The 11634-nt window shown below is 41.3% G+C and carries 10 protein-coding genes and 1 pseudogene; 9 read left to right on the top strand and 2 right to left on the bottom strand.

What is annotated here, in order from left to right; all coding sequences use genetic code 11:
- Nucleotides 1–289: 289 nt before the first annotated feature.
- Both J2X07_RS10015 and cax read right to left on the bottom strand, forming a co-directional pair.
- A complete protein-coding gene (locus tag J2X07_RS10015) occupies nucleotides 290–1297 on the bottom strand; it encodes a TlpA disulfide reductase family protein (RefSeq protein ID WP_310258515.1) in 1008 nt (335 codons plus the stop codon).
- A gap of 141 nt (nucleotides 1298–1438) precedes the next feature.
- Nucleotides 1439–2506 (bottom strand): annotated as a pseudogene (cax, locus tag J2X07_RS10010) (calcium/proton exchanger); the annotation flags it as partial.
- A 568-nt stretch (nucleotides 2507–3074) separates the two neighbouring features.
- Here cax and J2X07_RS10005 point away from each other — a divergent pair.
- The 9 genes from J2X07_RS10005 (at nucleotide 3075) to J2X07_RS09965 (ending at nucleotide 11617) form a co-directional block, all read left to right on the top strand.
- Complete coding sequence (locus J2X07_RS10005) at nucleotides 3075–4259, top strand: ATP phosphoribosyltransferase regulatory subunit (RefSeq protein WP_310258512.1); 1185 nt, start codon at nucleotides 3075–3077, stop codon at nucleotides 4257–4259.
- A complete protein-coding gene (hisG, locus tag J2X07_RS10000) occupies nucleotides 4256–4900 on the top strand; it encodes an ATP phosphoribosyltransferase (RefSeq protein WP_310258509.1) in 645 nt (214 codons plus the stop codon). The genes J2X07_RS10005 and hisG overlap by 4 nt, the downstream gene beginning before the upstream one ends.
- Nucleotides 4897–6168: a histidinol dehydrogenase gene (hisD, locus tag J2X07_RS09995; RefSeq protein WP_310258507.1), complete on the top strand. Its 1272-nt coding sequence runs from the start codon at nucleotides 4897–4899 to the stop codon at nucleotides 6166–6168. The genes hisG and hisD overlap by 4 nt, the downstream gene beginning before the upstream one ends.
- On the top strand, nucleotides 6169–6762 hold the full coding sequence (gene hisB, locus J2X07_RS09990) for an imidazoleglycerol-phosphate dehydratase HisB (protein WP_310258505.1): 594 nt from the start codon (nucleotides 6169–6171) through the stop codon (nucleotides 6760–6762).
- Nucleotides 6763–7404 carry an imidazole glycerol phosphate synthase subunit HisH gene (gene hisH, locus J2X07_RS09985; protein ID WP_310258503.1) on the top strand — a complete coding sequence of 214 codons (642 nt, stop codon included), beginning with the start codon at nucleotides 6763–6765 and terminating at the stop codon, nucleotides 7402–7404.
- Nucleotides 7401–8135 carry a 1-(5-phosphoribosyl)-5-[(5-phosphoribosylamino)methylideneamino]imidazole-4-carboxamide isomerase gene (gene hisA, locus J2X07_RS09980; protein WP_310258500.1) on the top strand — a complete coding sequence of 245 codons (735 nt, stop codon included), beginning with the start codon at nucleotides 7401–7403 and terminating at the stop codon, nucleotides 8133–8135. Before hisH ends, hisA begins: the two co-directional genes overlap by 4 nt.
- Nucleotides 8129–8887: an imidazole glycerol phosphate synthase subunit HisF gene (gene hisF / locus J2X07_RS09975; protein ID WP_310258497.1), complete on the top strand. Its 759-nt coding sequence runs from the start codon at nucleotides 8129–8131 to the stop codon at nucleotides 8885–8887. The genes hisA and hisF overlap by 7 nt, the downstream gene beginning before the upstream one ends.
- The gene (hisIE, locus tag J2X07_RS09970; protein WP_310258495.1) at nucleotides 8884–9531 is read left to right on the top strand and encodes a bifunctional phosphoribosyl-AMP cyclohydrolase/phosphoribosyl-ATP diphosphatase HisIE; all 648 of its coding nucleotides are present in this window, start codon (nucleotides 8884–8886) and stop codon (nucleotides 9529–9531) included. The genes hisF and hisIE overlap by 4 nt, the downstream gene beginning before the upstream one ends.
- A 457-nt stretch (nucleotides 9532–9988) precedes the next feature.
- The gene (locus J2X07_RS09965) at nucleotides 9989–11617 is read left to right on the top strand and encodes a tetratricopeptide repeat protein (RefSeq protein WP_310258494.1); all 1629 of its coding nucleotides are present in this window, start codon (nucleotides 9989–9991) and stop codon (nucleotides 11615–11617) included.
- The last annotated feature ends 17 nt before the right edge of the window (nucleotides 11618–11634 follow it).

Here is an 11634-nt window from a genome sequence, read left to right as displayed (position 1 = left end):
GAGACACTTATAAGTGAACGTACGAATGTGGCTCACCGTCTGCCCCGCGGAAAGCGAGCAGCCTGGAACGGAAATTAACGGCATTCAAAAGCATCAATGAATACGAAAACAGCCTAAAAAAAGACTCAAAGGTGATTTCGAAAACCACTTTCTGAGTCTTTTTTTTAATTTTAGAGCTTTATCTTGCCCTAAGAAATGATGAGTAGTAAATAGTTCTTTTCAAATAACCGCGAACCGACATATTTCCCCGGAAATCGTCATGAAATTTGATCAGATTACAAGCTTTAAATTATCTAGCAGCTTTCACAAAATCAGACATCATGTCATAACTCATCGGTCCGATATGTTTTTGTTTAATGTTACCTTTTGCATCAATAATAAAAGTAGTCGGGATTGTCACAGTTTTATACGTGTCACCTAAACTGCCTGCTGAATCTAAAAGTATAGGAAACGGCAGCTTGTAATCTTTCACGAATTTTTTTACACTACTCACCGTATCACTATCCGTCAGATTGACAGCCAGGATCTCTATTTTCTCGGAGGAATGTTCATTATAAAACCGCACCATTTCAGGCATCTCTGCCCGGCAAGGGGGACACCATGTCGCCCAAAAGTTCAATAGCACCACTTTGCCTTTAAAGTCGGAAAGGTTTACTGTTTTTCCATCGAGCGTTTGAAGTTTAAAATCAGGTGCACGATTGCCTGGGCTTAATCCTGAAGCGGACGTTTCTATTACGGCAGAATCCATTCTTTTATTGCTGAAAGGTCCATTTGTCAGTACCGCAAAGAAAAGGGCAGTGACTAAGATTGAAACGACCGTTTTTTTAGGCTGAAAAGCACCGTTTGTATATAAGTAAAGAGATAGAACAGCAAAAAATAGTGAAATCAATCCATCTGTTAAAAGGGTGTCATTGAAATACTGTGCACCATAGTAAAGGGTGAAAAATAAAGTTAATCCTAAAACAACACAATAAAAAATACGGCTTCGATCAAGATCTCTTTTTCGGGCTGAACGCAAAAGATAAAGAACAGCACTGATTATTCCGATGGCAATCCCTGTTTCCCCGCCATTAAAATAAAGCAAATTAACCGGGTGTTTAATAAGGAGAAGCGGATGCAGAAAGGCGTAGCTGAATTTCCAAACTAACCAGAAAAGTACAATGGCATTGCTCATTACTTCAAGAAGCTGTTTTTTATCATCCTGATTTTTAAGCTTAAAAGCGATTATGCCGTAACCCACTAGAGCAGATCCGAGAATCGCAAGCCAAACTGCTTTTAGAGGAAATGATCCGATCATGATATAGTTCTCCAAATTTCCACACCGTCCTTAACTTGTCCTACTAATCACTTTATCAAAGAATCCCTTTATTTATTCCAAAATTGCTCAAAGAAAAACGGTGAAGGAAATGTTCATCCTTCACCGCTTATTTATACTATTTTATAGAAGATAAAATCCAACGCCCATGATGACATACGCAGCTAATAGCGTAAGCCCCTCAAACCAGTTTGTATCACCATCGCTCGTTAACGTTATAGTAAGGAAAACAGCAAGAACCATTGCGATGAGCTCAGGCAATGAGAAGACGAGTGACATCGAATGTGTGAAAAAGAGTGAGACTAAGACGAGCACGGGTGCTACAAACATGGCGATCTGAAGTGTTGAGCCAATCGCAATCTCAACGGCAACGTTCATTTTATTTTTGTAAGCCATGATTATGGCAGAAGCGTGTTCAGCTGCGTTACCAACAATCGCAACAATGATGACCCCGATGAACACTTCACTCCAGCCCAAAGTGTGTCCGACCTCTGTAAATGTATGTACGAGTTTTTCAGAAATATAAGCAACTGCGACAGTAGCAAGTGCCAGGATTAAAAGCGCTTTTCCCTTGCTCCATTCCGCTGTTTCTTCACCGTGTTCTTCATCGTGTTCAGAAACATAAACGCCTCGATGTGTAACAAGTTTAAATAACAAGGCAGCCAAGTAAAGGATGATCATGATAACTGAAACCCATACGCTGAGTGTCAATGATTCCGCATCATTCAGTTTATAAGAGAACACCTCAGGGAAAACAAGAGCAACGACAACTGCAAAAATAAGAAGACCAGCATTATGGCGAGCATCATGAATGTTGAATTTTTGCTGCTTATACTTCAGTCCTCCTATAAAAAAGGATAAACCTCCAACTAGTAAAAGGTTTCCTAGTACAGAACCCGTTAAAGAAGCTAAAACTACACTTATGAGTCCAGCTTTTAAAGCAAAAATAGAAATAATAAGTTCAACAGCGTTTCCAAAAGTGGCATTCAGCAATCCGCCGATTCTTGGTCCTGCAACGATTGCCAGGCTTTCTGTAGCACGTCCCATAAAACCGGCGAGCGCAACGATGGTGGCACAATAGATTACAAATAGCGAAACTGCCGGCCAGTGCATAATGCTTCCAATAACAGAGAGTGGTACACCGATAATGATGGCAAACATAAAGATGCGATTAAACAATGATGACTCCGTCCTTTCTAAAACAGTATGTAATTTCTACCTTAGATTTTTATTTACATACTATTCCCTAAAATCCTCTTTCTTAACGTCATTTAGTTTAGCATTATGTGTTGACTTTATAAATAAGGACGTGTAGACTAACAGATAAATCTTTATCATGGTAGTATATTAGCGAACTAAAGTGTTTATGAAAAATCTTTTTTAGAGAATTGTTTTTCCTAGGTGTTTTTTGTAACTGACTCCAATGAAAGGTTGGTTGGAGTGTAAGGTGCGAGACTCCTGCGGGATCAGGGTGACAGTACGAAAAGCGGAAGTGGTTCGTTCAGCCCCGACAAGCAAAAGGGGAATGGGCTAAGAAGGTGTTCTTTGCCTTCAGGACCATTAAACATTTGACCTCGAGGGGTTAACCGCTGCAGCTAGACAGGTGAGACCATTCAATGTCACACCGCGACGAGTGGACTCACCTTACCCCTCGCGGAAAGCGAGCATCCTGAAACGCAGACCAACTGCACTCAAAAACAACAACGATTGCGAAAACAATCAAAAAAAGAATTACTTTTCTTATAAAGGATGAAGGTATATGTCTAAACCATTTGTATTCGAAAAGCCAGCAGGAATGAGAGACACACTGCCTGCTTTTTATCAAAAAAATGAAAAAATAAAAAGCGCCATTAAAAATGAAATGGAGTCTTGGGGATACCAATTTATCCAAACACCAACATTGGAGTACCACGATACAGTGGGTGAAGCTTCTGCTATTTTAGATCAGCAGCTTTTTAAGCTTTTAGATATGGAAGGAAAAACACTCGTGCTTCGTCCGGATATGACTGCTCCAATCGCCAGAGTTGTATCATCAAGCATGAAGAATGTTGCCTATCCAATTCGGCTCGCTTATAGCTCACCAGTTTTCCGTGCACAGCAGAGAGAAGGCGGAAGACCTGCAGAGTTCGAACAAGTTGGCATCGAATTAATCGGTGATGGTACGGCAAGTGCTGAAGCAGAAGCACTTGCATTAATGACAGAAGTAATTAAAAAGAGCGGGATTTCTTCTTTTACAGTAGCGGTTGGTCATATCGGCTTCGTTCAAGAACTGTTAGCAGAGATTTTAGGAAATGATAATCGGACAGGAGAACTTCTGCGTTACTTAAATGAAAAAAATTATGTAGGATATGCTTCACACGTGAAAGAGCTCCCTTTATCGTCGATTGATACACAGCGCTTGTTAAAACTCTTGAATTTAAGAGGAGGAGCAGACGTTTTAGAAGAGGCTGCAAAATTATCTCCAAATGTGAAAGGACAAAGAGCTCTTACAGAATTAAAAACATTGTACACCTTGCTGGAAGATTATGACGCTGCACAAAATATCGTATTTGATTTTACATTGTTCAGTCATATGAGCTATTACACGGGGATTGTATTTGAAGGCTATGCAGCAGGAATTGGTGCTCCGATTTCAAGCGGCGGCCGGTATGATGAACTATTGAGCCGATTTGACCGGCATGCACCAGCCATCGGATTTGCCATTCGAATGGATTATTTAATAGAAGCTTTAGATAATAAAAATGAATTTTTGAGACCTCAATGCATTTTGTTTACACCAGAGCGCAGAAAAGAAGCGCTGCAGTGGGCAAAAGAGAAGAGAGAAAAAGGCATCAAGATTGTGATGCAGGATCTTTCAGGGGTTACGAACGTCGATGACTTCAGCAAACGGTTTGATGAAGTTCACTATTTAATAGGAAGTCAGCAAGGAGAGGACTTTTCATGAATACAACTTTAACGATGGCGATGCCAAAAGGGAGAATATTTGAAGAAGCGGTTGATCTTCTAAAACAAGCTGGATACCCGCTGCCTCCTGAATTTGATGAGTCGCGAAAACTGATTATCGATGTTCCTGAAGCCGAACTTCGTTTTATTTTAGCAAAACCGATGGATGTACCAACGTATGTTGAACATGGAGTTGCCGATATCGGAATTGCTGGAAAAGACGTTATGCTCGAAGAAGAGCGCGATGTGTATGAAGTGCTCGATTTAAATATTTCAGCGTGTTATTTGGCTGTAGCTGGATTACCGGGCGGCAATCATGAAAGAATTGCACCTAAAATCGCCTCCAAATATCCAAATGTTGCAGCTCATTATTTTAGAGAGCAAGGTCAGCAGGTAGAAGTCATCAAACTAAACGGTTCGATTGAGCTTGCACCGTTAATCGGGCTTGCCGATCACATTGTAGATATCGTATCTACAGGCAGAACGTTAAAAGAGAACGGACTTGTTGAACTTGAAAGAATTGCAGACATCACATCCCGTCTTATTGTGAATCCGGCTAGTTACAGACTGCATGCTGTCAGGATCAACGAGATGGTCGAGCGGCTCCGTACACTTGTCGAAAGCAAGGGGGAGAAGGCATGAGAATTCAATCTGTATCAGAATTAAAAAGCCTTGAAAGAAGCGTTGAACAAAATACAGAACAGCAGCGAATAGACGTAATCGAGATTTTGCGGACTGTAAAAAATGAAGGCGATTCAGCGCTCTTCGCATACACAAATCAATTTGACGGTGTAACATTAGACGCGCTTGAAGTCACGAAAGAAGAAGTTGATGAGGCTCTTTCATCACTCGACCAAGAAATGGTTAACATCATTAGAGAAGCAGCGGCGAACATTCGTGAATATCACGAAAAGCAAAAAAAAGAGTCGTGGTTTTTTACGAGAGAAGACGGAACTCTTTTAGGACAGAAATTAACGCCGCTTGATTCAGTTGGTGTTTATGTCCCAGGCGGTACTGCTGCCTATCCATCCTCAGTTTTGATGGGTGTTATACCAGCAGTTGTTGCAGGTGTTGAGGAGATCGTGTTAGTTTCACCGCCAGGAAAAGATGGAAAGCTGCCGTCGGCTGTCTTGGCTGCAGCTCATGTTGCTGGTGTTAAACGGATGTTTAAAATAGGAGGCGCTCAAGCGATTGGTGCTTTAGCGTACGGAACAGAAACTGTGCCTAAAACCGATAAGATCGTAGGGCCAGGGAACATCTATGTAGCACTTGCAAAACGAGAAGTTTTTGGCGTATGCGATATTGATATGATCGCAGGCCCTAGCGAAATTGCTGTCTTAGCAGATGAAACAGCCAACGTAAAATACATTGCGGCAGATCTATTATCACAAGCAGAACACGACTCCCGTTCTGCGGCGTTTTTAGTGACAACCTCAAATGAATTGGCTGAACAAGTTTCGAAAGAAGTTGAAAAGCAGCTTGCGAGTCTTCCGAGAAAAGTTATCGCCTCCCAAGCTATAAAAGATTTTGGTGCGATTTATGTGGTTGGATCGCTTGATGAGGGAGCAGAAGTCATTAATAAAATCGCTCCTGAACATTTAGAAATCATGACAAAAGATCCGATGGGTCTGCTCGGAAAAATAAAGCATGCAGGTGCTATTTTTCTTGGAGAATACAGCTCGGAACCTGTTGGCGATTATTTTGCCGGAAGCAACCACGTATTGCCGACCAGCGGAACAGCGCGGTTCTCAAGTCCGCTGAATGTGGATGATTATATGAAGAAATCGAGTGTGATCCGCTATAGTGAGCAGGCCATAAAAGAGAACGGTCATAAGATTTCTGCGTTTGCTCGTTTAGAAGGTCTTGAAGCACATGCCAGAGCGATTGATGTTCGACTGGAGGAAAAATAAATGGAAAACAAACGTCAGCACACAATAGAAAGAAATACTAAAGAAACACAGATAAGCTTATCTTTCGCGATTGATGGAGAAGGTAAGGCAGATATTCAAACACCAGTTCCTTTTATGAATCATATGCTTGACGCCATTGCACGCCACGGTCATTTTGACTTAACTGTAAATGCGGATGGTGATGTGGAGATTGATGATCATCATACAACAGAAGATATCGGAATCTGCCTCGGACAAGCCATTCAAGGAGCTCTTGGAGACAAACATGGGATTAAGCGTTACGGAAACGCTTTTGTACCGATGGATGAAACACTTGCTCAAGTTGTAATCGATCTTTCTAATCGCCCGCATTTAGAATTCAGAGCTGAATTTCCAACACAAAAAGTAGGAACATTTGATACAGAACTCGTACACGAATTCTTTTGGAAATTGGCATTAGAAGCTCGTATGAACCTTCATGTCATCGTTCATTATGGGACAAACACACATCATATGATTGAAGCCGTTTTTAAAGCTTTTACAAAAGCACTGGATGAAGCAACTCAAATCGATCCTCGTGTAAAGGGAGTGCCTTCTACGAAAGGAATGTTATAGATGATCGGAATTATTGATTATGGAATGGGTAATCTTCATTCCGTCTGTTCTGCCTTAAAAAGAATTGAACAGCCTTACATCCTCTCAGGAAATCCTGAAGAACTTCATGAAACGGATGGACTGCTGCTTCCTGGGGTTGGATCTTTTAAAGATGCGATGCATCAGCTGGAGGAAACGGGTCTTGCTGATTTTATAAAAAAGGAAGCTGAAAACGGAAAGCCTTTAATGGGGATTTGCTTGGGAATGCAGCTTCTTTTTGACGAAAGCGCTGAGAACGGCATAACGACAGGACTTGGTCTTTTGCCTGGAAAAGTAACACGTTTTAATGGAAGAAATGCAGAAGGTAAAACGTACAAAGTTCCGCATATGGGATGGAACAATCTGCATTTTCAGCAAAAAGATCAGCCTTTGCTTCAAGGACTGGATGAGGGCTATGTCTATTTTGTTCATTCGTATGTGGTAACAACAGATAACCCGCAAGTACTTGTGGCTGCGGCTTACTATGAAGGTGTTGAAGTTCCTGCGGTAGTAGGACTCAATCACATTATGGGAACGCAATTTCACCCTGAAAAAAGTTCTGAAACAGGCATGGGAATGCTGAAAAACTTTTGCCGTTTCGTTGAGGAGGGACAACAAATATGAGTTCATTCACACTTTATCCAGCGATCGATATGCGTGATGGGAAATGTGTAAGACTATTGCAAGGCGATTACGATCAAGAAACGGTGTACGGCGATTCACCGTTTGATATGGCAAAACAATTTGCAGAGCAAGGGGCAGAATGGATTCATATGGTGGATCTTGACGGAGCAAAAGATGGCCAGAAAGTAAATCATGAACACGTACTGCGGGTTGCGAAAGAACTATCTGTAAACGTGCAAATCGGCGGCGGCATCCGTTCCATGGAAGACGTTTCGTATTACTTAGATCAAGGCGTAGACCGAGTGATTCTAGGGAGCGCAGCAGTATCGAATCCGGAATTTGTTAGGGAAGCTTTAAAGAAATATGCTAGTAAAATCGCAATTGGCCTTGATGCTCGCGATGGTTTTGTAGCGACTGAGGGATGGCTTGAAACGTCACATATTTTAGCTGTTGATCTTGCGAAACGACTTGTTGAAGAAGGCGCTGAAACGTTTATTTTTACGGATATTTCAAAGGACGGCATGCTGCAGGGACCGAATATTGAAGCAATCGGTGAACTTGCACGTGTTACAGGAAAAGAAGTAATCGCATCTGGCGGAGTCAGCTCAATTCAAGATTTGATCAATGTAAAAAAAGATGAACGGAAAATTGCTGGTGCTATAATCGGCAAAGCTTTATATACAGGAAGATTCACACTGTCTGATGCGATAGGAAGTGTGGAATCATGCTGACAAAAAGAATCATTCCTTGCTTGGATGTAAAAGAAGGACGAGTTGTAAAAGGGATTCAATTTTTAAATTTAATCGATGCAGGGGACCCTGTGGAGCTTGCTCGCTATTATGATGCAGAAGGTGCAGACGAACTCGTTTTTCTTGATATTTCTGCAAGTCATGAAGGCCGTGAAACGATGGTAGAAGTGGTGGAACAAGTAGCTGCAGAGCTAGCTATCCCTTTTACAGTCGGCGGAGGAATCAATAAACTGGAAGATATGAAAAGAGTCTTAAGAGCCGGTGCTGACAAGGTTTCTGTCAATACAGCAGCTCTCTTAAGACCCGAATTGATCACTGAAGGATCGGATTTCTTCGGAGCACAATGTATCGTGGTTGCGATTGACGCAAAGTATGACGAGGAGCTTGGATCGTGGCGTGTATTTACACATGGCGGCCGCAAACCCACCCAATGGGAAGTGACTGATTGGGCAAGAGAGGCGGTAAAGCGGGGGGCTGGCGAAATCTTGCTAACCAGCATGGATAAAGACGGTGAGAAATCAGGATTTAATTTAGAATTGACGAAAAAAGTGAGTGAGGCAGTAACAGTCCCTGTAATCGCATCAGGAGGTGCCGGATCGGCAGCCCATTTTTACGAGGCGTTCACGATTGGTAAAGCTGATGCTGGGCTTGCGGCTAGCATCTTTCATTATAAAGAAACATCAATTGGTGAGCTAAAGTCAGAATTGCAAACTTTGGGGGTGTCTGTACGTTGAAATTTGAAACTTTGAAATTTGATGAAAACGGCCTGATTCCTGCTGTAGTCCAGGATTATCAGTCAAAAGAGATTTTAACGGTCGCATACATGAATAAAACTTCGCTCGAAAAAACGGTCGAAATCGGAGAAACTGTATTTTTTTCAAGATCGCGAAAAGAATTATGGCACAAAGGTGAAACATCCGGAAACACGCAGAAAGTAAAGAGCATCCGTTACGATTGTGATCAAGATGCCTTGGTTATTTTAGTACAGCCAAAAGGTCCTGCTTGCCATACTGGAGCATACAGCTGTTTTTCCGAGACTTTGTATGAAGATGAAACGAACAGCGATTCTGGTCCATCCTCAGACCGTTATGCGATATTAAATGAATTGCAGGAGATCATCGCACAGCGTCAGCACGAAATGCCAGAAGGTGCTTACACAACCTACTTATTTGAAAAAGGTGTCGATAAAATTCTCAAGAAGGTTGGGGAAGAAGCGGGAGAAGTCATCATCGCTGCAAAAAATCGTGACCCAGAAGAACTAAGATGGGAAGTTTCTGATCTGTTTTATCACGTTTTGGTCCTTTTACAAGAACAAAACGTACCGCTGGATGACATTTTAAAGACATTAGCAGAACGACATACAAAAGGGGACAACTAAGAGTTCATTCTTAGTTGTTTTTTTGTGTGAACCATTACAAAAAATTCCCAACTGTAGGTGTTAAAACTCGAAAATAAGAAAAATACCTTAAAATGTGGATTTTCGATTACCGGAAATCTCCTTAATGATATGGAAGTGGGCGTATAATGAAATGAAGTGGGCGAGAAATAAAAAAATACGTGCGGATAACCAAGAAAAGCGGTTACTAAATAAAAACACATGGGCGCTGCCGCTATTTAGTTCAGATTCGTCCTCTCCAATTGGACAAATCCGCGATTTGTCCACAAGTGGGGTCAGACCCCTTTGAATTTTTTGTCGAAAACTTCCAACCCATAATTACAGTTGTAGGGGTGTTTGAATTTTTCACCTATGTTATAATTTTTTGGGTTGAAAACTTTGTAAACTGAACGATAAAGAAGTAAGCGGGTTTACATAGTAAAATGGAGGAACTTAAAATATGCAAAAACGACAAAGCGCCAGTCAGTTGAGTGGACGCGTTCTTCCCTTTATTCAGGATGGGGATTATTTTTTTGAAAAAGGAATTAAAGCCTATAATCGGCGTGATTTATATAAAGCGAAAAAAATGTTTGAGCGGGCAGTGACTTTTCAGCCAGAAGAACCTTCTTTTTTGTGCCAGTTAGCTTCTACTTTAGCTGAAATTGGTGAATATGAAGAATCCAACCGTCATTTATTGAGTGCGTTGGAGCAGTCAGGATCCGATATGATGTCTGAATGCCACTTCTTCCTTGCCAATAACTTTGCACATTTAGGAATGTATTCTGATGCGGAAGAGCATGCTTTACTTTACATGCACAATGATCCGGAGGGCGAATTCCTTGATGATACGCAGGAACTGCTCGATTTGATCAATCTTGAAACAGGCAGTAAATCACAAGATATGCCAATGACTGAAGAAGAAGAATTGATTAAAGCACATGACGAAGCGAGACAATTGATCGAGCGCGGTGATTTGCCGGCTGCACAGGATCAGCTGAGGGAGATCATCGTCAATCATCCTAAGTTTTGGGCTGCTTATAACAATTTAGCGTTAACTCATTTTTATAAAAGTGAATTTGACGAAGCCATATCTGTTTTAGAGGATGTATTAGTTAAAAATCCCGGAAACTTGAATGCTTTGTGTAATTTAGCTATATTTCTGTATCACCTCGGAATGGATGAACAAGGAGGGAAGCTTGTTGATCGGCTTAAGTCTGTACACCCGATTCATGCAGAACATCGATATAAGCTCGGAAACACATTCGGACTTCTAGAAGAGCATGTTCATGCAAATAAATGGCTTCAATCGTTAAAGAAATCTTCCTTTGTATTTGATCCGGTAACAACGCACATGCTTGCCGTTTCTTACTATGCACTTGGAAACAAAGAGCTGGCAGTAAAGACGTGGAAAAAAGTGCTTGATCTTGATCCGGAGGGCAGCATTGCGCCCTATTATATGGAAAAAGCGCTTAAAGACGTATTAACAGTTGCGGGTGGAGATTATCAATATCGTATCCCGCTGAATAAACATAATAAACCAAAAAAAGATAGACAGATCAAAGCGATGAAGCATATTCAGCATGTTCGTAAAGGGCTGGAAAAAAATAAAATTACGCATTTATTTTTACTTAGAGGGAATAAAAATGAAGAGGCTTATGCAACGCTGAGTGAGTTTTGTCTGCGGACAGAAGAAACTCTTTTCATCAAAGAAATCGCTGCTAACATCATGCTGGAGCATCGGCCAGAACAGCCTGTAAAGTTAGTACATGAAGAGTCTGTTGTTGAAGTGGGCAGTACATCTGCAATTTTGACAAAAGCTCTGGATGTTCTTCAAGTGATTAAAGATCATGGTGCGATCATTGATGAACAAGTCCTTTTCTACTGGTCAGAAGCAATCAAGTTTTCTGAACAGACAGGTGAGAAAATCTTTGAAAACGTGCAAGCAATCGCTGGTGCAATTGATTATCTTTCACGAAAGCAAAAAGTAAAAACCACTCAAAGATCGGCTGCAGAACTTTATGGAATTTCTGTTTCGGTTATTTCATTAAGGATTAAAAAACTGATCGGCTGGGTTAACCGCGGCGTTTGAGCAGAATGATGGACTTT

It is taken from the genome of Fictibacillus barbaricus (assembly GCF_031457135.1).
Lineage (GTDB): Bacteria > Bacillota > Bacilli > Bacillales > Fictibacillaceae > Fictibacillus > Fictibacillus barbaricus_A.
This window is presented reverse-complemented; position numbering and strand designations above follow the sequence as displayed.